This window comes from Streptomyces sp. NPDC005141, assembly GCF_053599975.1.
In genome coordinates this window covers 116,563-139,380 of sequence record NZ_JBSFYW010000019.1, presented here as the reverse complement: position 1 = coordinate 139,380, position 22,818 = coordinate 116,563, and the positions used below count along the sequence as shown (strand labels likewise).

The 22,818-nt window shown below is 71.5% G+C and carries 25 protein-coding genes; 13 read left to right on the top strand and 12 right to left on the bottom strand.

The genetic code is table 11. From position 1 onward, the window contains the following. Positions 1-102: 102 nt before the first annotated feature. Positions 103-564: a winged helix-turn-helix transcriptional regulator gene (locus ACWD68_RS17805; RefSeq protein ID WP_451807357.1), complete on the bottom strand. Its 462-nt coding sequence runs from the start codon at positions 562-564 to the stop codon at positions 103-105. A gap of 150 nt (positions 565-714) precedes the next feature. Between ACWD68_RS17805 and ACWD68_RS17800 the strand changes: the two genes are divergently transcribed. After that, complete coding sequence (locus ACWD68_RS17800) at positions 715-1,890, top strand: thiolase family protein (protein ID WP_451807356.1); 1,176 nt, start codon at positions 715-717, stop codon at positions 1,888-1,890. A 13-nt stretch (positions 1,891-1,903) separates the two neighbouring features. Here ACWD68_RS17800 and ACWD68_RS17795 read toward each other — a convergent pair whose 3' ends face one another. Then, positions 1,904-2,722, bottom strand: coding sequence for a TVP38/TMEM64 family protein (locus tag ACWD68_RS17795; protein WP_451807355.1), 819 nt, complete (start codon positions 2,720-2,722; stop codon positions 1,904-1,906). Between the two features lie 49 nt (positions 2,723-2,771). Here ACWD68_RS17795 and ACWD68_RS17790 point away from each other — a divergent pair, with 49 nt between their 5' ends. The 3 genes from ACWD68_RS17790 (at position 2,772) to ACWD68_RS17780 (ending at position 6,004) form a co-directional block, all read left to right on the top strand. After that, positions 2,772-3,506: a DNA alkylation repair protein gene (locus tag ACWD68_RS17790; protein WP_451807354.1), complete on the top strand. Its 735-nt coding sequence runs from the start codon at positions 2,772-2,774 to the stop codon at positions 3,504-3,506. Between the two features lie 386 nt (positions 3,507-3,892). Continuing rightward, entirely contained in the window at positions 3,893-5,071 is a 1,179-nt protein-coding gene (gene tuf, locus ACWD68_RS17785; protein WP_451807353.1) for an elongation factor Tu, read from the top strand. Between the two features lie 87 nt (positions 5,072-5,158). After that, entirely contained in the window at positions 5,159-6,004 is an 846-nt protein-coding gene (locus ACWD68_RS17780) for a spermidine synthase (RefSeq protein WP_451807352.1), read from the top strand. On the opposite strand, the gene ACWD68_RS17775 is transcribed toward ACWD68_RS17780, so the two are convergent. From ACWD68_RS17775 to ACWD68_RS17765, 3 genes are all read right to left on the bottom strand, one after another. Further along, the gene (locus ACWD68_RS17775; RefSeq protein WP_451807351.1) at positions 5,966-7,285 is read right to left on the bottom strand and encodes an MFS transporter; all 1,320 of its coding nucleotides are present in this window, start codon (positions 7,283-7,285) and stop codon (positions 5,966-5,968) included. The genes ACWD68_RS17780 and ACWD68_RS17775 overlap by 39 nt on opposite strands. A gap of 154 nt (positions 7,286-7,439) precedes the next feature. Then, positions 7,440-8,495 carry a hypothetical protein gene (locus ACWD68_RS17770; protein ID WP_451807350.1) on the bottom strand — a complete coding sequence of 352 codons (1,056 nt, stop codon included), beginning with the start codon at positions 8,493-8,495 and terminating at the stop codon, positions 7,440-7,442. A 92-nt stretch (positions 8,496-8,587) separates the two neighbouring features. Next, on the bottom strand, positions 8,588-9,616 hold the full coding sequence (locus ACWD68_RS17765) for a hypothetical protein (protein WP_451807349.1): 1,029 nt from the start codon (positions 9,614-9,616) through the stop codon (positions 8,588-8,590). Positions 9,617-9,769: 153 nt separating this feature from the next. Between ACWD68_RS17765 and ACWD68_RS17760 the strand changes: the two genes are divergently transcribed. After that, on the top strand, positions 9,770-10,222 hold the full coding sequence (locus ACWD68_RS17760; protein WP_451807348.1) for a DUF4442 domain-containing protein: 453 nt from the start codon (positions 9,770-9,772) through the stop codon (positions 10,220-10,222). 233 nt (positions 10,223-10,455) lie between these two features. Here the strand turns inward: ACWD68_RS17760 and ACWD68_RS17755 are convergent, their stop codons facing one another. Both ACWD68_RS17755 and ACWD68_RS17750 read right to left on the bottom strand, forming a co-directional pair. Next, positions 10,456-10,704, bottom strand: coding sequence for a PaaI family thioesterase (locus ACWD68_RS17755; protein WP_451807347.1), 249 nt, complete (start codon positions 10,702-10,704; stop codon positions 10,456-10,458). 387 nt (positions 10,705-11,091) lie between these two features. Continuing rightward, positions 11,092-11,541 carry a MarR family winged helix-turn-helix transcriptional regulator gene (locus ACWD68_RS17750; protein ID WP_451807346.1) on the bottom strand — a complete coding sequence of 150 codons (450 nt, stop codon included), beginning with the start codon at positions 11,539-11,541 and terminating at the stop codon, positions 11,092-11,094. Positions 11,542-11,619: 78 nt separating this feature from the next. On the opposite strand from ACWD68_RS17750, the gene ACWD68_RS17745 reads away from it, so the two are divergent. The 3 genes from ACWD68_RS17745 to ACWD68_RS17735 all read left to right on the top strand — a co-directional run bounded on the left by ACWD68_RS17745 (position 11,620) and on the right by ACWD68_RS17735 (position 14,679). Then, entirely contained in the window at positions 11,620-12,447 is an 828-nt protein-coding gene (locus ACWD68_RS17745) for an SDR family oxidoreductase (RefSeq protein ID WP_451807345.1), read from the top strand. 285 nt (positions 12,448-12,732) lie between these two features. Further along, positions 12,733-13,833 (top strand): NAD-dependent epimerase/dehydratase family protein, encoded by a 1,101-nt coding sequence (locus ACWD68_RS17740; protein WP_451807344.1) that lies wholly within the window; start codon positions 12,733-12,735, stop codon positions 13,831-13,833. A gap of 195 nt (positions 13,834-14,028) precedes the next feature. Then, positions 14,029-14,679 carry a DedA family protein gene (locus ACWD68_RS17735; protein ID WP_451807343.1) on the top strand — a complete coding sequence of 217 codons (651 nt, stop codon included), beginning with the start codon at positions 14,029-14,031 and terminating at the stop codon, positions 14,677-14,679. Between the two features lie 5 nt (positions 14,680-14,684). On the opposite strand, the gene ACWD68_RS17730 is transcribed toward ACWD68_RS17735, so the two are convergent. Then, positions 14,685-15,215, bottom strand: a complete 531-nt coding sequence (locus ACWD68_RS17730; protein WP_451807342.1) for a gamma carbonic anhydrase family protein — start codon at positions 15,213-15,215, stop codon at positions 14,685-14,687. Positions 15,216-15,354: 139 nt separating this feature from the next. Here ACWD68_RS17730 and ACWD68_RS17725 point away from each other — a divergent pair, with 139 nt between their 5' ends. Beyond that, positions 15,355-16,173: an acyltransferase gene (locus tag ACWD68_RS17725; protein ID WP_451807341.1), complete on the top strand. Its 819-nt coding sequence runs from the start codon at positions 15,355-15,357 to the stop codon at positions 16,171-16,173. Positions 16,174-16,245: 72 nt separating this feature from the next. Here ACWD68_RS17725 and ACWD68_RS17720 read toward each other — a convergent pair whose 3' ends face one another. Beyond that, the gene (locus ACWD68_RS17720) at positions 16,246-17,103 is read right to left on the bottom strand and encodes a DMT family transporter (RefSeq protein ID WP_451807340.1); all 858 of its coding nucleotides are present in this window, start codon (positions 17,101-17,103) and stop codon (positions 16,246-16,248) included. Positions 17,104-17,196: 93 nt separating this feature from the next. Here ACWD68_RS17720 and ACWD68_RS17715 point away from each other — a divergent pair, with 93 nt between their 5' ends. Both ACWD68_RS17715 and ACWD68_RS17710 read left to right on the top strand, forming a co-directional pair. Continuing rightward, positions 17,197-17,769 carry a helix-turn-helix domain-containing protein gene (locus ACWD68_RS17715; RefSeq protein WP_451807339.1) on the top strand — a complete coding sequence of 191 codons (573 nt, stop codon included), beginning with the start codon at positions 17,197-17,199 and terminating at the stop codon, positions 17,767-17,769. A gap of 44 nt (positions 17,770-17,813) precedes the next feature. After that, positions 17,814-18,371 (top strand): YbaK/EbsC family protein, encoded by a 558-nt coding sequence (locus ACWD68_RS17710; protein WP_451807338.1) that lies wholly within the window; start codon positions 17,814-17,816, stop codon positions 18,369-18,371. Positions 18,372-18,636: 265 nt separating this feature from the next. Here ACWD68_RS17710 and ACWD68_RS17705 read toward each other — a convergent pair whose 3' ends face one another. After that, entirely contained in the window at positions 18,637-19,707 is a 1,071-nt protein-coding gene (locus ACWD68_RS17705; protein WP_451807337.1) for a cation diffusion facilitator family transporter, read from the bottom strand. 62 nt (positions 19,708-19,769) lie between these two features. Between ACWD68_RS17705 and ACWD68_RS17700 the strand changes: the two genes are divergently transcribed. Then, positions 19,770-20,129, top strand: coding sequence for an ArsR/SmtB family transcription factor (locus tag ACWD68_RS17700; RefSeq protein ID WP_451807336.1), 360 nt, complete (start codon positions 19,770-19,772; stop codon positions 20,127-20,129). A gap of 293 nt (positions 20,130-20,422) precedes the next feature. On the opposite strand, the gene ppk2 is transcribed toward ACWD68_RS17700, so the two are convergent. Together ppk2 and ACWD68_RS17690 are read right to left on the bottom strand one after the other, a co-directional pair. Beyond that, on the bottom strand, positions 20,423-21,340 hold the full coding sequence (gene ppk2, locus ACWD68_RS17695; RefSeq protein WP_451807335.1) for a polyphosphate kinase 2: 918 nt from the start codon (positions 21,338-21,340) through the stop codon (positions 20,423-20,425). Between the two features lie 168 nt (positions 21,341-21,508). Then, the gene (locus ACWD68_RS17690; RefSeq protein WP_451807334.1) at positions 21,509-21,712 is read right to left on the bottom strand and encodes a hypothetical protein; all 204 of its coding nucleotides are present in this window, start codon (positions 21,710-21,712) and stop codon (positions 21,509-21,511) included. Between the two features lie 182 nt (positions 21,713-21,894). Between ACWD68_RS17690 and ACWD68_RS17685 the strand changes: the two genes are divergently transcribed. Beyond that, positions 21,895-22,773: an alpha/beta fold hydrolase gene (locus ACWD68_RS17685; RefSeq protein WP_451807333.1), complete on the top strand. Its 879-nt coding sequence runs from the start codon at positions 21,895-21,897 to the stop codon at positions 22,771-22,773. Positions 22,774-22,818 lie beyond the last annotated feature (45 nt).

Below are 22,818 nucleotides of genomic sequence, written 5' to 3'. Positions count from 1 at the left end.
CAGGGCGTACGGCCGCACCCGCGAGACGGGGACGCATCGCTCCGGGTCCGCCTCGGGGTCAGCCTCCGGGTCCGCCTTCGCGTCCCGGCGCCGTGCCGGGGGTCACGTCACCGCGGGTCCCGTCACCGTCCAGCCCGGGGCCTGGGGGTGGGCCGTGAGGGCGTCGTGTTCGACCTGCTCCCCGCACTCCCGGCAGACCACCTGGGGGACCAGTTCGTGGCCGCAGGTGTGCTCCAGCACCATGGGCCGGAAGCCGCCCTCCTGGAGGTGCCGGTCGCCCCATGCCATGAGGGTGAGCAGGACGGGTTCCAGTTCGAGACCCGCCCGGGTGGGCCGGTACTCGTAGCGCTTGGGGCGGTCGCTGTACTCCGCCTTCTCCAGCAGCCCCGCGTCGACGAGGCGCCTCAGCCTGGTCGTCAGCACGTCACGAGGGGCGCCGGTGTTGCGCACCAGCTGGTCGAAGCGCGTGGCGCCGAGCGACACCTCGCGCAGGACCAGCAGGGAGTACTTCTCGCCGACGAGGGCGAGCGTCGCGGCGATCGAGCAGGGGCGGGCGTCCTTCATGGCAGCAGTCTACGGGGGTGGGTTGGATGTTCCAACTCACTGGGTTACTCTTGGGTCACTTGGAGAGTTGGAAAATCAAACTCACCGAGTTCGAAGACCGGACCCGTCCGGTCGCCGGTTCCCCGACCTCAGAGATCTGAGAGGCCTCCTATGCGTGACGCCGTGATCGTCGAAGCCGTACGCACCCCCGTGGGCAAGGGCAAGCCGAACGGCTCCCTCGCCCACGTCCACCCGGTGGAACTCCTCGCCCACACCCTCCGCACGCTCGTCGAGCGCTCGGGGATCGACCCGGCGCTGATCGACGACGTCATCGGCGGCACCGTCGACCAGGTCGGCGAGCAGGCCATGAACACCACCCGGTACGCCGTGCTCTCCGCGGGATTTCCCGAGTCGGTGCCCGCGACCACGGTGGACCGCCAGTGCGGCTCGTCGCAGCAGGCCGTGCACTTCGCCGCGCAGGGCGTCATGTCGGGGGCGTACGACATGGTCGTGGCCTGCGGTGTGGAATCGATGAGCCGTGTGCCGATGTGGTCCAACGTGCCGGCGGGCGCGGACCCCTTCGGGCCCGGGGTCGCCGAGCGCTACCCCGAGGGCCTGGTCCCGCAGGGCATCAGTGCCGAACTCATCGCCGCCAAGTGGGGCATCACCCGCGAGCGGATGGACGCCTTCGCCGCGGACTCGCACCGGAAGGCCGCCGAGGCGTGGAGCGGCGGTCTGTTCGACGCCGAGGTCGCGCCCCTGGAGGGCGTCACCCGGGACGAGAGCGTCCGTCCCGGCAGCACCCCGGACATACTCGCCGGTCTGAAGCCCGCCTACTACGACCCCGCCTTCGGCGAGCGCTTCCCGCAGATCGACTGGTCGGTCACGGCCGGGAACGCGAGCCCGGTCAACGACGGCGCGTCCGCCGTGCTCATCACGTCGAGCGAGACCGCCGCCCGCCTCGGCCTGCGGCCCGTCGCCCGTCTGCACAGCTTCGCCGTCACCGGTTCGGACCCGCTCCTGATGCTCACCGGCGTCGTCCCGGCGACCGAGAAAGTGCTGCGCAAGGCCGGGCTGGACCTCGGCGACATCGACCTCTTCGAGGTGAACGAGGCGTTCGCCGCCGTCGTCCTCGCCTGGCAGCAGGAGACCGGCGCGGACCTGTCCAAGGTCAACGTGCACGGCGGAGCGATCGCGATCGGCCACCCGCTCGGAGCGAGCGGCACCCGCCTCACCACGACCCTTGTCCACGCGATGCGCGCCCGCGGGGCCCGCTACGCGCTGCAGACGATGTGCGAGGCGGGCGGACTGGCCAACGCGATGATCCTGGAAGCCGTGCGACCGTAGCGGCCGTCCTGTCTCAGTGGCCGCGCAGGTGGTGGCGCTTGCGCCAGGCCACCACCGCTCCGACCACCGCGGGGACCGCGATGAAGGCCATCGCGATCAGGAAGGCCGGGGAGGTCGGTGACGACGCACGGGCGCCGGCGACGGCGTACGCGGCGGTGTTCGGGATCGAGCCGAGCGCCGTCGCGAGCAGGAAGGGCAGCCAGCCCATGCGGGAGACGGCCGCGCAGTAGTTGGCCGCCCAGAACGGCACACCGGGGAACAGCCGGGCCGCCATCATCGAGCGGAAGCCGTGCCGGCTGAGCTGACCGTCGGCCGCCTTCAGCCAGCGGGCCCGCAGCAGCGGCCGCAGCGCGTCCTGCCCGAGGATCCGGCCGAGCCCGAAGGCGACACCGGCGCCGAGCACCGTGCCCACCAGGGCTGTGCCCAGGCCCAGTTGGGAGCCGAACAGAGCGCCGGCCGCCAGATTGAGCAGGGGTCGGGGCACGAACGCGACCGTGCACAGCCCGTACGCCACGCCGAACGCGACGGCCGCCGCGGCGCCGCCGAGCTGGGGCGGCCAGCCGTCGGCGAGCAGCCGCTGCGGTTCGAAGAGCAGCACGCTCGACGCGGCCGCCGCGAGCAGCACGACCAGCAGGGAGAGCCGCGCCCAGGGCGAGAGCAGCGCTCTCAGGCAGTGCCCGGCCGGGCCGGTGCGTGCGGCGGTCGGGTCTGCGGGTGCGGCGACGGCGATCTCCGAGGCGACGACCAGGTCGGCGGCGACGGTGAGCTCCGTGGCGGCGGCCTGGGGAGTGGCCGTGGCGGTGCCCCCAGAGCGGGTGGTGGCATCGAGCATCCGGTGACACTAACCGACGTATGTGTGTGATCGCCGTATGGTTCGTCTCATGGGCGTCACAGCTTCCGGAACGTCAGGTGCCCGGTTCGAGGTGCCGGACAGCCCCCTCGCGGACATCGTGCTGGACCGGCTCACGGCCGTCTACCCGGCTGCCGCCGACCCCCGTCGGGCCGCGTCGATGCGCGCGTACATGAAGGACATCGCGCCCTTCCTCGGGCTGACGACGCCCGAGCGCCGCGCTCTGTCCCGCACCGTGCTCGTGGACACCGCCCGCCCCGGCGAGGCGGACTGCACGGCCGTCGCGCTGCGCTGCTGGCACCTGCCGGAACGCGAGTACCACTACTTCGCCGTCGACTACCTGCGTCGCCATGTGAAGCGCCTGTCGCCGGGATTCCTGCCGGTGGCCCGGCACCTCGTCACCACCGTCTCCTGGTGGGACACGGTCGACGCGCTCGCCGCGCATGTGGTGGGAGGCATGGTGGCCGCCGACCCGGAACTGCGGACCGACATGGACTCCTGGATCGAGGACGACGATCTGTGGGTCGCCCGTACCGCGCTGCTCCATCAGCTCCGCTACAAGGAGGCCACCGACACCGGGCGCCTCTTCGCCTACTGCGTCCTCCGGTCCGGCCATCCCGACTTCTTCATCCGTAAAGCGATCGGATGGTGTCTGCGCGAGTACGCCAAGACCGACCCGCAGGCGGTGCGGGACTTCGTCGCCGCGGAGCGGGAGGGACTCGCGCCGCTGTCCGTGCGCGAGGCGCTCAAGAACATCGGCCCCTGAGGCCGCCGGCGGCCCTCAAGAACATCGGCCCCTGAGGCCGCCGGCGGCCTGCCCGCGGAACCCTCGGCCCCCTGAGACCCCGCCCGCACCACACCGGTCAACGGGGCCCGGAAAACCATTCGACGTGGGCAGACGCGTCGGCAATGATCTCCTCATGTTCCGGTACGCCTTCCTCCTCGCAGCATCCGCAGTCGCGGATGCGCCGAAGGCTGCCGTCCCGATCATCACGGCAGCCGTCGACGGCGCCCGAAGCTGACCCTTCCCGGATTGTCCGGCGGACCCCGCAGGGGGAGGGTCGGCAAGTCCTGGGGGTCCCCGTCCCGGCCCGTACGCGCCGGGGCCATCACTCAGCTCAGCTGACACTGAAGAGGCTTCGAGGTACAGCCATGCCCAAGACGGCTTACGTGCGCACCAAACCGCACCTGAACATCGGCACCATGGGTCACGTCGACCACGGCAAGACCACCCTGACCGCCGCCATCACCAAGGTTCTCGCCGAGCGCGGCTCCGGCGGCTCCACCCGCTACGTACCGTTCGACCGGATCGACCGGGCGCCGGAGGAGGCCGCGCGCGGCATCACCATCAACATCGCGCACGTCGAGTACGAGACCGACACCCGGCACTACGCGCACGTGGACATGCCGGGCCACGCCGACTACGTCAAGAACATGGTCACGGGCGCGGCCCAGCTGGACGGGGCGATCCTCGTCGTGTCCGCGCTGGACGGGATCATGCCGCAGACCGCCGAGCACGTGCTGCTCGCCCGGCAGGTGGGCGTCGACCACATCGTCGTCGCCCTCAACAAGGCCGACGCGGGCGACGAGGAGCTCACCGACCTCGTGGAGCTCGAGGTCCGCGAGCTGCTCTCCTCGCAGGGCTACGGGGGTGACTCGGTACCCGTCGTACGGGTGTCCGGCCTCAAGGCCCTTGAGGGGGACCCGCGATGGACGGCGGCGATCGACGCGTTGCTCGACGCGGTGGACACCTATGTGCCGATGCCCGAGCGCTATCTCGACGCGCCGTTCCTGATGCCGGTCGAGAACGTGCTCACCATCACCGGACGCGGAACGGTCGTCACCGGTGCCGTGGAGCGCGGCACGATCCACGTCGGCGACCGCGTCGAGGTGCTCGACGCAGGCGTCGACACCGTGATCACCGGCCTGGAGACCTTCGGCAAGCCCATGGAGGAGGCGCAGGCCGGCGACAACGTGGCGCTGCTGCTGCGCGGCGTGCCCCGCGACGCGGTACGCCGCGGACACATCGCCGCCGCGCCCGGCAGTGTCGTACCCAGCAGTCGCTTCACGGCGCGGGTGTACGTCCTGTCGACGCGCGAGGGCGGTCGTACGACGGCCGTCTCCACCGGGTACCGGCCGCAGTTCTACATCCGCACCGCGGACGTGGTCGGCGACGTCGACCTCGGCGAGCGGGCCGTCGCCCGGCCCGGCGACACCGTCACCATGACGGTCGAGCTCGGGCGCGAGGTGCCGCTCGAGCCGGGCCTCGGCTTCGCGATCCGCGAGGGCGGCCGGACGGTCGGCGCGGGGACGGTGACGTCGGTCGGCTGACGTCCGGCCCGGTACGGCGACGCGGGTGCCCGCCCCCGAGAGGGCGGGCACCCGTTCGTGCCGTTGTGGGTACCGCACAATGGACCCGTGGACGAGCCGATACCCGTGACGCGGGCCGTGGATCACGGGACCGCCAAGCTGATGCCCGACGTGGACCGCGAGCGGGCGTGGCTGCTGACCGTGGACGGCGCACCCCAGTCGTACGTCGATCTGGACGAGCCGACGCATCTGGAATTCGAGTACACGCGGCGCCTCGGGCATGTGCTGGACACGGTGACGGAACCGGGACGCGCCCTGGACGTGCTGCACCTCGGCGGCGGGGCGCTCACTCTGCCCCGCTACGTCGCGGCCACCCGGCCCGGTTCACGCCAGGACGTGGTGGAGGTGGACCAGGGACTGCTGGCCATGATCGGCGAGTGCCTGCCGGTGCCCGGCGACGCGGGCATCGAGCTGCACCGCGCCGACGCCCGCACCTGGATCGAAGCCGCCGCAGCCGACTCCGCGGACATCCTGATCGCGGACGTCTTCGGCGGCTCGCGCGTACCGGCGCACCTGACGTCCACCGCCTACGCGAGCGCCGCCGAGCGTGTGCTGCGCCCCGACGGGGTCTACCTCGCCAACCTCGCGGACGCGACGCCGTTCGCCTTTCTCCGCTCCCAACTCGCCACATTCTCGACGGTGTTCGAGGAGATCGCCCTCATCGCCGAACCCGGGGTGCTGCGTGGCCGGCGGTTCGGGAACGCGGTGCTCGTGGCCTCCCACCGCCCGCTCGACACGGCCGCCCTGGCCCGCCGTACCGCCGCCGACGCCTTTCCCGCACGCGTCGAACACGGGCCCGGGCTCCGGGCCTTCATCGGTGGGGCCGCTCCGGTGCGCGACGAGGACGCCGTCGCGTCACCCGAGCCGCCCGACGGAGCCTTCGGCATCGGCTGACGCGAGCTCGGCGTCAGCCGACGCCGGGATGCCCTGTGCCACGGCCCGGGTCCGCCGCGTCAGATTCCGGACGTCCGGGACGCACAGCACGGCGGCCGTGACCACCACGACCAGCGTCGCGCAGCCCCACAGCGCGGGCGTACGGCCGAAGGCCTGCTCAGCGGGGCCCGCCAGTGCCGTGGCCAGGGGGACCATCGCGATCGAGCCGAACCAGTCGTACGCCGACACCCGCGAGAGCTTGTCCTCGGGGATCTCCTGGTGGAGCGCCGTCATCCAGGACACGCCGAACACCTCGATCGCCAGACCGCTGACGAACATCACGGCGTACAGCGGTCCGACCGGTACGGGGACCGCGAGCGCGGCGGCGGGCGCCGCGAGCGGGAAGACGCACAGGGTGCCCGCGAACAGCAGGCGACGGGGCTTCCAACGGGTCATGAGCAGCGCGCCGCCGACGGTCCCGGCGCCGAACGCGCCGAGCGCCAGCCCCCAGGGCCCCGCACCGCCGAGGCTGTCCCGGGCGACCAGCGGACCGTAGACCGCGTCGGCGGCTCCGACGACCGCGACCACCACGGAGAACTGCGCGACGATCGTCCACAGCCAGGGCCGTCCGACGAACTCGCGCCAGCCGTCGCGCAGATCGGCGAACAGGCCGCCGCCGGGCTCCCGCGGCGGTATGTGGCTGACGTCGAGGAACGAGCGCAGGGCCCCGGCGACGGCGAACGCCACCGCGTCCACGGCGAGCACCCAGCCCGGCCCGATCACGGCCACCATGACGCCGCCGAGGGCCGCGCCGCCGAGGCCCGCGCCCTGCATCGCCATCCGGAACATCGCGAACGCGCGGCTCGCCTGCTCACCGCGGACCGAGGACATCAGCATGCCCTCGGCGGCCGGGTTGAAGAACGCCTGCCCGGCGCCGCCGAGCGCGGACAGCAGCATCATCTGCCACAGCCGTACCTCACCGGAGATGACCAGGACGGCGAACACCGCCTGCGACACACAGTTGAGGGCGTTGGCGGCGACCATCACCCGGTGCCGCGGCAGCCGGTCCGCGACCGCCCCGCCGATCAGCAGGAACAGCACCAGCGGCAGGGTCCGCGCCGCGGCCACCAGGCCGACGTCACCGCCGTCGCCACCCGTGTCGAGCACCGCGAACGCCGAGGCGATGAGGGCGCCCTGGCTGCCCAGGTTGGTGACGACCGCGGCGGCGGTCAGCAGGGTGTAGTTCCGGCCCGCCCAGGAAGGGCGGCGGGAGGGGCGGCGGAGGTCGGCGGCTGAGGTCACCGGGAGACTATCGCCGCCCGGTGCTCGACTTGCCAAACCGATTGCACACGCACCGAGCGCACACTCCGCCCGGCCGGGGCCCCGAGCCCCTTCCCACGGGGCCGGGGAAGCCCGACGGGAGGCCGGGAAGCCCGGGCTCCCGGGTCCCGGGGGGTCAGGAACCCGTCGGCTCGCCGTGCAGCCGTACGGTGCTGAGGATCTTCTGGACGGTCGCGTCCGAGACCTCCTCCGACACGCCCTTGGCACCGTAGAACGACCAGGACACGAAGTCGCCCGACGAGTTCTTGAAGGCGAACGTGGTCGCCTTGCCGTCGGAGTCGCACTTGCCCTTCTTGGCGACACCCGAGGAGTACGTCGTCGCGACACTGCCCTTGATGCCCGACGCCGTGGTGTACGCCTTGGGCTTGCCGATCTTCAGCAGCTTCTTCGAGGCCTTCTTCTGGTCGGTGTAGCCGCCGAAGACCCACCACGCGGAGTCGTTGCGTGCCACGTCGTCGGTGTTCTTGGCACCGCTCTGGCCCTTGGTGCCCGCGGCGGCCAGGGACGTGTCGCTCGAGTAACCGTCCTTGTCGTCGTCGGACGTGCACCACTTCTCCTTGAGGAACGCGGGCGCGGACATGCCGATGAGCACGGAGCCGTCGCCCTTCTCGTCGTCCTCGAAGCCGATGAAGGTGCCGGAAGTCTCGACCTTCCAGTCCGCCGGTACGTCGAAGGCGGTGCCCCACTTCGGGTTCACCACGACCTTCCAGCCGGCGATCGTCGCCTTCTCCTCGTCGCCGCCGCGCGGGTTGTCGTCACTTCCGCTCGCGCTCGGCGACGGCGAGGCCGACGCCTTCGGGGACTTGGACGCGTCGCCACCCGCGTTGTCGTCCTTGCCGCCACCGCCCAGGACGAGGACTCCGGTCACCCCGGCGGCTATCACGACGGCCGAGGCCGCGACGATCGCGGTGATCTTGGTCTTGTTACCGCCACCGCCACCGCCACCGCCACCGCCACCGGGCACCTGAGGCGCGCCGAGGGGATCCGACGGTGCTCCCCACTGCTGCTGCCCCGGCTGTGGTCCGTACGGATTCGGATTCGGCTGCTGATACCCCGGCTGCTGGTATCCGGGCTGTTGGTACGGATTCGGCTGCTGGTACCCCGGCTGCTGGTACGGGTTCTGGTCCTGCGGGTTCTGCTCGCCCCCGGGCGGCTGCTGTCCTGGCCACATGGCCGGTAACGATAGAGGGGGGTGGGACCCGAGTGCCACGGCGGTACCCCAAAGGACCGGGCCGCCAGGGCACTTGTCCCATTGATCCCGGCTCAGGACTCCGTCGGATCCCCGTGCAGGCGTACGGTGCTCAGGATCTTCAGGATCGTGGCGTCGGGGATCTCGTCCTTCACGCCGGTGGCTCCGTACAGGTTCCATGCCACGTAGTCGCCCGCGGAGTTCTTGAACCCGAACGTGACGGCCTTGCCGTCGCTCGCGCACTTCCCCTTCTGAGGCGTGTTCTTCGACCTGGCCCAGGCGACGCTGCCCGTGACGCCCGATTCCGTGGTGTACGGCTTGGCCTTCTCGTCGAAGGTGATGCTCTTCTTGTCCGGCTGGGTGTAGCCGCCGAACACCCACCAGGGCACCTGGTTCACGGCGACCTCGTCGGTGTTCTTCGCGCCGCTCGCGCCCTTGGTGCCCGCCGCGCCCAGCGCGGTGTCCTCCGTACGGCCGTCCTTGTCGTCGTCGGACGAGCACCACTTGGACTTGAAGGAGGCGGGCGCCGACATCACGATGATCGGCTTGTCGCCGGCCTTGGCGTTGTCCTTCTCGAAGCCGATCGAGGTCCCCGGCGACTCGACCTCCCAGTCCGCGGGGACGTCGAACGCCGTGCCCCACTTGGGATTGACGACGACCTTCCAGCCGGCGACCGTCGGCTGCTCGCCCTCACCGCCGCGCGGGTCGTCGTCGGAGGGTGACGCGCTCGGGTCCTTCGGAGCGCTCGTCGTGGGCTTCCTGTCCTTGCCCGAGTCACCGCCCGCGACCTTGTCGTCCTTGTCGCCGCCGAGCAGGAGGACGCCTGTCACCCCGGCGGCCACGACCACGGCGGTGGCCGCCACGATCGCGATCACCTTCGTCCGGTTCCCGTTCCCGCGCGGCGGTTCCGGCACTCCCGCGGGAGAGGGGGTACCCCACTGCTGCTGTCCGGGCTGCGGCCCGTACGGGCCCGGCTGCTGGTACCCGCTCTGCTGGTATCCGGGCTGCTGATAGGGGTTCGGCTGCTGGTACCCCGGCTGCTGGTACGGGTTCTGGTCCTGCGGATTCTGCTCGCCCCCGGGCGGCTGCTGTCCTGGCCACATGGGCAGTCACCTTAGTGGCGCCTGTGAAACGTTTCGGTCACCGCGTTTCGTCAGGCGTGTACCGGAGAGCCGCCCCCACCTGCGCGGCTGATCGACTTCTGCGCCGGGTCGTGGGGCTGGCCAAGTCTTGCTACCCATGGGTAACATCCCGGTATGAGCGCAGACCAGATGACGATCGGCGAGATGCTCGCCGCGACCGTACCGATGGCCCGGACCCTGAACCTCGAGTTCGTGGAGACCACTCCCGAGAAGGCCGTCGTGGCGCTCCCGGACCAGGGCGACTTCCACAACCACGTAGGCGGACCGCACGCCGGAGCCATGTTCACCCTGGGGGAGTCGGCGAGCGGAGCGATCGTCCTCGCCGCCTTCGGGGACCAGCTCTCCCGGGCGGTACCGCTCGCGGTCAGCGCCGAGATCGCCTACAAGAAGCTCGCGATGGGGCCCGTCACGGCCACCGCGACGCTCGGCCGGCCCGCCGCCGACGTCGTCGCCGAACTCGACGCCGGCCTGCGCCCCGAGTTCCCCGTCGCCATCGCCATCCAGCGCGCTGACGGCGCTGTCACCGGTGAGATGACTGTCATTTGGACGCTCCGCCCGAACGGCTGAGACCTACCTCGCGCGCAGGGCCCTGATCGGGAAGTACGACCTGATCGGGGCCCTCGGCCGTTGTGCCGGGGGTCGCCCCAAGGGTCAGGGCCCTCGGCCGTTGTGCCGGGGGTCGCTCCAAGGGTCGGGGCCCTCGGCCGTTGTGCCGGGGGTCGCTCCAAGGGTCGGGGCCGTCGGCCGTTGTGCCGGGGGCGCCCCCAGGGGCCGGGGCCTGCAGCAGGGGCCGGGGCCGGTCAGCCGCGTGGCACTCGTACGGTGACCGTCTGCGTGACCCGGGTGCAGAGCCGCCGCCGGTCGTCCTCGATGTCGCACTCCACGACCGCCGTGTCGCGCCCCACCCGCAGTACCCGGGCCTTCGCGTACGCGGCTCCCTCGCGGACGGGCCGCAGGAAATGGGTGGTGGAGGTGGTGGTGGCGGGAACGGCGCCCGCGGGACCGTTCAGTGCGGCGCACACCGCCGAGGCGACATCGGCCGGACCCATCAGCGCACCCCCGTGCAACCCGCCGCCCGCGGTGGACAGTGGACAGTTCGGGCACGAAGTCCAGTTCGGCGTCCACTCCCTCGGCCGACAGGGCGGTGAAGCGCACGCCGAGGGTCCTGGCGTAGGGGGCCATGGCGTAGATGTCTTCGGCGGTGACAGTCACATCAAGAGCCTTGTGGGAGGGGGCGGGACGGAAGTCGGTGATCCTTTCTGCCAACTCCCTTGCGAGCGGGGAGAGTTCCGGGATCGGAGAGCGTGTGATCCCGGCCTTCGCCAAGGCGCCCGTCGGGTCGGGCAGTGTGTGCCGGACCTGACGGGCGCGCGGGGGAGTGGCTGCCGCCGAGAGGACCGGTCCGGTGCCCCCGCTCGTGCGGGGCCCGAGGACGGTCAGTACTTGAGCTTGAGAAGGATGCGGGCCAGCTCTTCCAGCTCGGCCGGCTCCAGCTTCTCCTTCAGGGCGGGTGCCAGGGCCTCGCGGCGGGCGCGGTCCGCGCGTTCGAAGAGGTCCCGGCCCTCCTCGGTGATGGCCACCTCGACGGATCGGGCGTCGACGGCCGAGGGGGCACGGGTGACCAGGCCCCGCGACTGAAGCGCGTCGATGACCCGGGAGACCTGGCTGCGACTGATCAGCGCGCAGGAACCCAGATCGGTCGCCGACAGGGGGCCGCCCTGGTGGTAGAGCCAGAGCAGCACCTCGAACCAGGACGCCGGCAGCCGGAAATCGTGTTCCAGGCGGGCGCTCGCCCGCGCTGTGAGGGCGGCACCCACGCCGACGATGCGGTAGTACGCCTGGTCCTCGACCGTCAGCTCGGCCTGCTTCAGCTTGATCTCCGTCACGACACGAGTCTACCGGTTTGCGTGCGTGCACACACAACTCTAATATGTGTGTGTACACGCAACCATGGAGGACCCGTCATGAAGATCGCCCTTGTCACCGGCACGTCCACCGGCATCGGTCTGGAGACCGCCGTCCTCGCCGAGCAGGCGGGCTACCAGGTCGTCGCGACCATGCGGGACACCGGCAAGGCCGGGCCGCTGCGCGAGCGGCTGCCCGGCGTCGACGTCCGGCAGCTCGACGTCACCGACCCCGACTCGGTCGCCGCCTGCGTCGAGTCGGTGATCGCCGACCACGGACGGCTGGACGCCCTGATCAACAACGCGGGCGCCGGGCACCTCGGCACCATCGAACTGGAGAGCGTCGACGACGTCCGCGAGGTGATGGAGGTCAACTTCTTCGGTGTCGTCCAGGTGACCAAGGCCGTGCTTCCGCATCTGCGCGCTTCCAAGGGGCGCCTGATCACGGTCACGAGCGTCGGCGGTGTGATCGGCCAGCCGTTCAACGAGGCGTACTGCGCCGCCAAGTTCGCCGTCGAGGGGTGGATGGAGAGCCTCGCCCCGGTCGTCGGCAGGCTCGGCGTCGCGGTCAGTGTCGTCGAGCCCGGCGCGGTGGCCACCGAGTTCGTCGCCAACGTCCGCGCCGACCGTGACATCGAGGCCCTCGTCGCCGGGGCGGGTGTCTACCGGCCGGTGATCGGCGCCTATCTCGAGCGCACCACGAAGTCGTTCTCGGCGGCGCAGAGCGCACGCGAGTGCGCGGAGGTCGTCGTCGGCGCGCTGGCCGCCGACGAGCCCGAGTTCCGCTATCAGAGCTCCGACTGGGCGGCCGGCTTCACGGGGGTCAAGCTCGCCGACGCCGACGGTTCGGCCGTGCAGAACCTCACCACGTCCTGGCTGGGGGAGTGAGTCCGGGGGAGTGAACAGGCGGCGGAGGCCGTTGCGGTCGCCGTCCTGCCCGGGCCGCGGCGGCACCAGTGGTGGTGTCCTGCCCCGGCCGTGGCCCGGTACGGGTGACGTACGGGACCGCCCACGGCGAGAGTGCGAGGGCAGGTGCCCCGCGCCGCGGCCGGCCCCGGGCGCACGCCTGTTCCCTTCGGGCCGTCCATGCCCGACGCTGGCCTGTGGGCGGTGCGTGCGCGTCGCCCGTGGGCCTGGGTGACGGTCCGGGGACCGGGAACGAGGAGTGCGGGCGTGGGCGTACGCGGGCGGACGGCTGTCCTGGTGACCGGTGGCAGCGGGTTCGTCGGGAGCCATCTGGTCCGGCGGCTGCTGGAGCGGGGCTACACGGTCCGCGCCACCGTGCGCGGGACCGCGAGTGCGGCGAAGACACGGCCGCTGAGGGAGATGCAGGAGGTTTTTCCCGGCCGGCTGGCGCTGTTCGAGGCGGACCTGCTGGCCGAGGGGTCCTTCGACGCGGCGATGAGCGGCTGCGGTGTGGTCTTCCATGTGGCGTCGCCGTTCCTGATGCCGGAGCGGATCAAGGACGGCCGAAGAGACATGGTCGACCCGGCCCTGCTCGGCACGCGCAACGTGCTGGCGGGAGTGGAGCGGACGCCCACGGTCGAGAAGGTCGTCCTCACCTCCACCGTCGGCGCGGTCTTCGGCGACTACGCCGACGTCCGGAGCATGGACGGCGGGGTCCTGTCGGAGCGGTACTTCAACACCACGAGCACGGTCGAGAACAACCCGTACCACTACGCGAAGACACTCGCGGAGCAGGCGGCGTGGACGGCGGAGGCGGCCCAGGACCGCTGGCGCCTGGTGTCCGTCAACCCCGGCCTGATCCTCGGCCCGTCCCTCACCCCCACATCGGAATCCGGCAGCCTGTTCCTCCTGGAAGAACTGTTCAAGGGCTACTTCTTCTACGGCGCACCCGATTTCAGCTTCACCACGGCGGACGTCCGCGAGGTCGCCGACGCGCACATCGCGGCGGCCGAGCGCCCGGACGCCCAGGGCCGTTACATCGTCGCGGCCGAGACGATGACGTCCTTCCACGAGATGGCGCGCATCATCCGGGGCCGGTATCCCCGCGGTCTCCGGCTGCCCCGCACCGCGCTCCCGCACTGGCCGGTCCGCATCCTCGGTCCGGCGTTCGGACTGACCCAGGACTACATCCGCAAACACCTCGGCATCCGGTTCCGCGTGGACAACAGCCGGAGCGTGCGGGAACTGGGGATCACCTACCGCCCGGTCGAGAAGACGCTCCTCGACCACTACGAGACCTGGCGGCGGCAGCGCGGGGCCGCCGACGGAAAGGAACGGACGCGCGCCGACCGAGCGGACGCGTCCTGATCTCGGACGCCCAGGCGTCCGGACGCTCGGAGCGCGGACGCCGCACGGTGCCCGCCGGGACGGGTCCCGCGTCCGGACCGCCGTTCAGAGCGACCAGGTAGGCTTCCCGGCGGGCGCTCCGGGGAAGCGCACCCCGGGTGATCATGCGAAACGCGGTCGCCCGGGTCAGGTACAGCCAAACGGGAGGAACCGGCGTTGCACGTCCAGGACTGGCTCGAGACGATCCCCGCGGTCAGTATCTACGCGCTCGTGGGCCTGGTCATCGGCCTGGAGAGCCTGGGCATTCCGCTGCCCGGAGAGATCGTCCTGGTCTCGGCGGCGCTCCTCTCCTCGCAGCACGAGGGCATCAACCCGTTCATCCTCGGCGCGTGCGCCAGCATCGGGGCCATCGTCGGCGACTCCATCGGCTACGCCATCGGCCGCAAGGGCGGACGCCCGCTGCTGGCCTGGCTCGGCGCGAAGTTCCCCAGACACTTCAGTGAAGGCCATGTCGCCACGGCCGAGCGTTCCTTCCAGAAGTGGGGCATGTGGGCCGTCTTCTTCGGCCGCTTCGTCGCTCTGCTGCGGATCTTCGCGGGCCCGCTCGCCGGTGTGCTGCGGATGCCGTACTGGAAGTTCCTGATCGCCAACGTCCTCGGCGGCATCATCTGGGCCGGTGGCACCACCGCGGTCATCTACTACGTCGGTGTCGTCGCCGAGGACTGGCTGAAGCGCTTCTCGTGGCTCGGTCTGGTCGCGGCGGTGCTCATCGGTCTCGCCTCGATGCTGATCGTCCGCCGCAAGGCGAAGAAGGCGGCGACGGAGCACGGAGCGGCGGAGCCGGAGCCCGTCCCCGCCGCCGAGTAGAGCGGCTACTCGTGGATCTCGCGGTGCGCCTTCGCCAGCTCCACGTAGAAGGTGCCGTTCAGCGAGAGCCCCTCGCGCTCCTCGTCCGTCAACGGGCGCCTGACCTTGGCCGGGACACCCGCGACGAGTGAACCCGGCGGGACCAGCATCCCCTGGGGCACCAGCGCCTGCGCCGCCACGAGCGAGCCGGTCCCGATCACGGCCCCGTTGAGCACCGTGGCGCCCATGCCGATCAGGCAGTCGTCCTCGACGGTGGCGCCGTGCACCACGGCGTTGTGCCCGATCGAGACCCGCTCCCCGACGGTGATGGGGAAACCGGGGTCCACGTGCAGACTGCAGTTGTCCTGCACGTTGCTGTCGGCGCCGATGACGATCGGGCCGCAGTCGGCGCGCAGCACCGCGCCGTACCAGACACTCGCGCCCGCGTTCAGCGTGACGTCTCCGATGACCACGGAGGTGGGCGCCACGAACGCCTCCTGGTCCACCTGCGGGTCCTTGCCGCCGATTCCCTTGATCAGCGCCTGCTGCGTCGTCACCGTGTCACCGTCTCGTCGTCTCGTTGTCCGGTCCCGCTGGGTACAGCGGCACCGTATGTCATCACCCCTGCCTCCGGTGGGGCGAAGATCACAGCCGTGCGACCTCATCGGCACAGCCCGCTCTGAGTACCGTGAGCGGGTGTCCAGGAGCAAGAACACGTTCTCATCATGGCGGCGACGCCTCGCGCAGCGCGCCGTCCACGCGTGCTGGGCCTGGGCGCAGCGCAAGGGCGCGGTCACGGCCGAGCAGCCGGGGCGGTTCCGCTTCGGCGCCATGGGAGCCAACACCAGACTGGCCTTCCCGCTCGGCACGGTCTTCGGCGAACCCTGGATCCATATCGGCTCGTACTGCATCGTCGCCGAACAGGTCACGCTGACCGCGGGCCTGATGCCCGATCTCGATCTGGGCTCCGAGCCGATCCTGCGCATCGGGAACGGCGTCGTGCTCGGCCGCGGCAGCCACGTCATCGCCGACACGACGGTCACGATCGGCGACGACTGCTACTTCGGGCCCTATGTGTATGTGACGTCCACGAACCACTCCTACGACGATCCGCACGAGCCCATCGGCAAGCAGTGGCCGCGCATGGAGCCCGTGGAGATCGGGCCGGGCTGCTGGATCGGGACCAACGCGGTGATCCTGCCGGGTGCCCGGATCGGGCGGAACGTCGTCGTCGCGGCCGGTGCGGTGGTGCGTGGCGCGGTCCCGGACCACTCCGTGGTCGCCGGAGCCCCCGCACGTGTCGTCCGGCGCTGGGACCCCGTGGCCGGATGGCAGCCGCCGCTGCGCACACCGCCGCCGGTGCCGATTCCCGACGGGGTGACCCCGGGCCAGTTGCTGGCGCTCTCGGAACTGGACGAGGAGACGGTCGCGCGACTCGCGGAGCTGGACCTCGACGCGCGGGACGCCTCCGACGACGTCCACCCGCGGCCCGTGGACGTCCGCGCCGATTCCTGAACCGCAGTCGGTCCGTACCGGCTCCTGAACCGGCAGCCGGTCCGCGCCGGCTCCTCGACCTGGACCCGGGGCTCAGCCCGTCGCCAGCAGCACCGTGCCGACCAGCGCCAGCCCCGCTCCGGCGGCCTGCACCGCGCGCAGTCGTTCCCTGAGGACGCCGCGTGCGGCCAGGGCCGTGACCATCGGGTAGAGCGAGGCGAGGACGGCGGCGACGGTGACCGGGCCGTGCTGGGCGGCGACCGAGTACGTGCCGTTGGCCGCGACGTCGGCGAGGCCGACGAAGGCGAGCGCGGGCAGGGAGGCCCAGGGGAAACCGCCCTCGGGGAGGGCGGGCGCGCCGCGCCGGACGGCGACGGCCAGGGCCGCGCCACCGGTCACGACGTTGGTCACGCGCTGCACGAACAGCGCCAGGAAGAGCCCGGTGACCGAGGACGACGCCTCCGCGATCAGCACGAACACCGTGCCGAAGCCGGCCGCCGCGATCAGCGTGAGGAGGATCGCCTGCCGCTGCACGGGCGCACCCCGCAGCTGGGGTCCGCCCGCGAGGACGACGCCCCCCACGGCGACCGCGATGCCCGCGATCTGCAGCAGCCCGGGACGCTCCCCGAGGAACAGGCCGACGCCGATGGGGACGGCCACGGCCAGCGATCCGAGGGGGGAGACCACGCCCATCGGTCCGAGCGCGAGCGCCTTGTAGAAGGAGAGCAGCGCGATCGGACCCACCAGTCCCGCGGCGACCGCGAACCACAGCTGCGGCCCCGCCGCGCTCCAGCCGCCGGTGGCCACCACGATCGCGCCGAGGACCACCGCCGCGATCGACTGGGAGGCGACGACCACCGTGAGGGCGGGCGTGCGCCGGGTCAGCAGACCTCCGCCGAAGTCGGCCAGGCCCCACAGGAGGCTGGTGGCCAGGGCGAAGAGTGCTGTCACGGGGTGCCTCGCAGTACAGTTCGGTGAACGATCAGGTGCACCACACGATAGTTCATCTGATTGAACTCTGTCATTCAAAATATTGGACGGAATGTGTCGGATCTCGACCTGCTGACTCAATCCCTGGCGCGCAACGTGAAGCGCTGGCGCACCGAGCGCGGCTTCACCCTGGAAGCGCTCGCCGCTCGCGCCGGAGTCAGCCGCGGCATGCTCATCCAGATCGAGCAGGCCAGGACCAACCCCAGCCTGGGTACCGTCGTCAAGATCGGTGACGCCCTCGGCATCAGCATCACCACCCTCCTCGACTACGAGCAGGGGCCCAAGGTCCGGATCGTCCCGGCCGAACAGGCCGTACGCCTCTGGCACACCGAGGCGGGCAGCTACAACCGGCTGCTGGCCGGCACCGAGGCACCCGGTCCGCTGGAGATGTGGGACTGGCGGCTGATGCCCGGCGAGGGCAGCCCGTCCGACCCGCACCCCTCCGGCACCGTCGAACTCGTGCACGTCATCGCGGGCGACATGACCCTCACCGTCGACGGCGTCGAGCACCGCGTCCCCGAGGGGGCGAGTGTGTCCTTCGAGGCCAACACCCCGCACACGTACGCCAACAAGGGCGAGGTCCCGGTCGAGATGGTCATGGCCGTGTCGGTCCCGCTGGTGCACTGACGGGCTCCGGCCGGCCCGGTCCGAGCGACTGTTAGCGTGCCGTCATGCGCGCTCCCATCGGACACTTCGACCATGCCGTCCCCGCCCCCGACTGCCTGGACGAGCTCACCGGCCCGGTCGCCGGCGCCGTGCGCGGCTGGCGCGGCACCACCCCCGCCGAGCAGATCGTCTACGTCGACACGGACCCCGAGTGGGCCGACACCGCCACCTTCGTCGAGCACTACGGCAAGGAACTGCTCGACGTGTCCGCCAACTGTGTGGTCGTCGCGGGCCGGCGTGGTGGCGAGACCACGCTCGCCGCGTGCCTCGTGCTGTCCACCGCCCGTGTCGATGTCAACGGCGCCGTACGACGTCAACTGGGCGCCCGGAAGGCCTCGTTCGCCCCGATGGACACCGCGACCGGTGAGACCGGCATGGAGTACGGCGGCATCACGCCCGTCGGACTCCCGGGCGACTGGCCGGTGTTGGTGGACTCGGCCGTCGTCGACCTGCCGTACGTGCTCGTGGGCAGCGGCCGTCGCCGCGGCAAACTCCTGGTACCGGGCAAGGCGTTCGCGGAGCTGCCGAACGCGGTCGTGCTGGAGGGACTGGGGATCGCCTGATCCGCACGTAGTGGCGTGATGGGTCGGTGTGGGCCGGGGTCCCGCTCTCGCCGGGCTCGGGCGCCGGTTCGCGCTGAGGCGTGACGGGCCGGTGTCCGATGAAGTTCAGCGTCTCGCCGCTGGTTCGCCGCTGGTTCGCCGCTGGTTCGCCGCTGGTTCGCCGCTGGTTCGCCGCTGGTTCGCCGCCAGTCAGCGGCCGGTCCGGCGCCGGTTCGCCGCCGGTTCGCCGCTGTCTCGCGGTCGTCTCTGGCTGGCTCGGGCCGGTTCACGCAGGGGCGTGATGGGCCAGCGTCCGGTGCGGATCCGCCTCGCCGGGCACCGGTGACGGATCGGCGTGGACCAGGGCGGCCGTCAGCCTCGGGACGGCGTGCAGCAGGGCGTGTTCGGCCTCGACGGCGATGTCGTGGGCCCGTCGCACGGTCGCCTCGCCGTCCACCACGACCGCCACCTCGGCGCGCAGTCGGTGCCCGATCCAGCGCAGCCGCAGTTCGCCCACGTCTCGCACCCCCGCGACCTCCCGCAGCGCTTGCTCGGCGCGGTCCACCAACTCCGGTTCCACGGCGTCCATCACACGCCGGAAGACCTCCCGGGCGGCATCGCGCAGCACCAGCAGGATCGCGGTGGTGATCGCCAACCCCACCAGTGGGTCGGCGAGTTGCCATCCCAGTGCCGCGCCGCCCGCGCCCACCAGCACCGCGAGCGACGTGAATCCGTCGGTACGGGCATGGAGTCCGTCCGCGACCAGCGCGGCGGAGCCGATCTCCCGCCCGACCCGGATGCGGTGCCGGGCCACCCACTCGTTTCCGGCGAAGCCGATCAGCGCGGCGGCGGCGACCACGGGGATGTGCCGCACGGGGTGCGGGTCGAGCAGCCGGCCCACCGCCGCCCAGGCCGCGAAGGCGGCGGACGCGGCGATCGTCAGCACGATCACGATGCCCGCCAGGTCCTCAGCCCGCCCGTAGCCGTAGGTGAAGCGCCGCGTCGCCGCGCGGCGGCCCAGTACGAAGGCGACCCCGAGCGGCAGGGCCGTCAGCGCGTCGGCCGCGTTGTGCACGGTGTCGCCGAGCAGTGCGACCGACCCCGACATCACGACAACGACCGCCTGTGCCAGGGCCGTTGCGCCGAGGACGGCCAAGGAGACCCACAGGGCCCGCATGCCTCGGGCCGACGACTCCAGCGCGGAGTCGAGTTTGTCGGCGGTTTCGTGGGAGTGAGGGGTGAGGAGGTGGCGCAGCCGGCTCGCGGGGCCGCGCGGATGGCTGTGCCTTCCGGGATGCGTGTGGGCGCTGCCGTTGCCGTGCTGGTGACCGTGTTCGTGATGGTGCCGGTCGTTCACGTCCGTCCCCTTCCGATGCGCGGGAGTGGACGTGCGGGCGCCCACGACGCCATTATGTGCGTATGAGCGCACGCATGCACCTGTCACCTGCGCACGATGCGCACCCGCGCACGCCCGGCGAGGAACAGTTCGCGCTCGCCGCCGAACTCCTCGCGCTCCTCGGTGATCGCACCCGCCTCGCGCTGCTGCACGCCCTGACCGGCGGCGAGGCCGATGTCTCGACGCTGACCGAGACATGCGGGGCGGCCCGTCCGGCCGTGAGTCAGCACTTGGCCCGGCTCCGTCTCGCCGGGCTGGTGAACACGAGGAAGGAAGGGCGCCGGGTGATCTACTCGCTCGGGGACGGCCATCTGCGCCGGGTGGTCGACGAGGCGTTGAGCCTTGCCGACCACCGGCTCTCCGACCGGCCGACCCACGACTGAGAGCACCTGCGGGGACTTGGGTGTGCGCCGGAGTCGATCCGCCGATGAGCCCGGGCCCACCCCGGGGCGGCGCAGGGGCGGGCCCGTGCGGGTCTTGGGCGATGTCGAAGCGTGATTCCGTACACGCCCGGGGTGACGTGGAGCGAATCCGCCTACGGATGAGGCTGCGGTGGAGCGAGTCCGCCTACGGATGAGGCTGCGGTGGAGCGAGTCCGCCTTCGGTGGGGCTGACGTGGAGCGGGTCGTGTGCGGTCGGGCTGACGTGCGGCCGAGTCCGTGTGCGGTGGCTGCTGTCAGGGCGTCGCCGTGCGGTCGCCCGGAGTCGCCACGTGGTCCTCTCCCTCCTCGCCCTCCTCCAGCAGGTTCGCCGCCGCGCCCACGATGCTCGGGTCGGGGCTGCCGACGACCTCCTCGTCCTTGTTCTCGTAGGCGAAGCGGGCCAGCACGCTGCGCATGGCTTCGACGCGGGCCCGCTTCTTGTCGTTGCTCTTCACCACCGTCCAGGGAGCCTGCTCGGTGTCCGTCTCGCGGAACATGGCGACCTTGGCCGCCGTGTAGTCGTCCCAGCGGTCCAGCGAGGCCAGGTCCATGGAGCTCAGCTTCCACTGCCGTACCGGGTCGACCTGGCGGATCGTGAAGCGAGTGCGCTGCTCGCTCTGGGAGACCGAGAACCAGAACTTGATCAGGTCCACACCGTCGTCGACGAGCATCCGCTCGAAGGCGGGCGCCTGCCGCATGAAGCGCCGGTACTCGTCGTCGGTGCAGAAGCCCATCACGCGCTCCACGCCCGCCCGGTTGTACCAGGACCGGTCGAACATCACGATCTCGCCCTCGGTGGGCAGATGCTCCACGTACCGCTGGAAGTACCACTGCCCGCGCTCCCGCTCGGTCGGCTTCACCAGCGCGACCACGCGGGCGCCGCGTGGGTTGAGATGCTCGGTGAAGCGCTTGATCGTGCCGCCCTTGCCGGCCGCGTCGCGCCCTTCGAAGACGATGACGAGCCGCCGGCCGGTCCCCTTGATCCAGCTCTGCAGCTTCAGCAGCTCGATCTGCTGGAGCCGCTTGTGCCACTCGTACTCCTTGCGCTCCATGCGCTGCTCGTACGGGTAGTTCTCCCGCCAGGTGTCCACCGGACTGCCGTCCGGCCGGATCAGTACGGGGTCGTCGTGGTCGGTGTAGTCGACCCGCATGCCTGCCAGCAGTTCCGTCATCCGGCCCTCCTCTTCCCCTGCTCCGATTGTCCGCCGATCGGCTTCGTCCCGCCGTGTCAGCGGCGCTGCGGGACGATCAGGCAGATGCCGTACGTCATCACGGCCACGCGGGCCAAGAAGCACAGCCCGACCTGGGCAAACTCCTGCGGGTCGCTCGCGGTGTCGCCGTCACGCGCGGCCTCGACCCGGGCGAGGTCCAGCGCTCAGCCAAGCGATCACCGTGCGGCCCGCGGTGCCCCAGCGCGCCTCTGCCGGTCGCCTGCCCAGCCCGGCGCCGAGGATGCCGCCCGAGCACACCTTGTGTGGTGGAGTGAGATCGAAGCCCAGGGCCGTGACGATGACGACCGCCACGAGGAACGTGATGTGGTCCATCCCCCAAGGGAAGCAACCGGAGGCGTACGTACGGAGAACCGGAGGCAAAACCCTCGCATGCCCGAGGGGAGGTGAACGTGCGGTTGCGGGCGCACCGGGCGATCCCCGGCGTACCGCCCGCATCTTGACGACTCGTCATATCCACTTGCCCGCGCCACGATGTCCTGACGAGGATGGCGGGCATGCCGATCTTCACCGCCCCTGACGGAACACAACTCGCTCATCACGCAAGGGGTGAGGGCCGACCGCTGCTCTGTCTGCCCGGTGGACCGATGCGCGCCTCCGTCTACCTCGGTGACCTCGGCGGACTGACCATGCACCGGCGGCTGCATCTGCTCGATCTGCGAGGCACCGGCGGCTCCGCGCTTCCGGACGACCCGGCGACGTACCGCTGCGACCGGCAGGTCGACGACGTCGAGGCGTTCCGCGCGCACCTTCGGCTCGACCGGGTCGATCTGCTCGCCCACTCGGCGGGCGGCGACCTCGCGCTCCTCTACGCCCTCCGTCATCCGGGGCGGATCCGCTCCCTCACCCTGGTCACCGCACGGGCGCGGGCTCTCGGCGTCGACTTCACCGCGGAGCACCGCGCGGAGGGCGCGGCGCGGCGCACGGCGGAACCGTGGTTCGCGAGCGCCCACGAGGCGTACGGGCGGATCTGGGCCGGCACCGCGACCGACGCCGACTGGGACGCGGCCACCCCGTTCTTCTACGGTCGTTGGGACGCGGCGGCACGGGCACATGCCGCGAACGAGGTCGAGCAGACCAACGAGGAGGCCGCCGATCACTACGCGGCCCCCGGTGCCTTCCGGCCCGCCGACGCGCGCGAGGCCGTGGCCACCTGGGACACGCCCGTGCTGGTCGTCGCGGGCGCGCTGGACAGCGGCCCGCTGCCGCGCGTCGCCGCCGCTGTCGCGGACCTCTTCCCCCGGGCCGAACTGACCGTCCTGCCGGGCACCGGCCACTTCCCGTGGCTCGACGACCCGAGGGGCTTCCGTGACGCGGTCGCGGGGTTCCTGGACCGGGAGGACAACCGGAGAGACAGCCGGGAGGGAGGCCGGTAGGGCAGGCGGAACGAAGGCCGGTGGGGCAGCCGGAAGGACGGCTCG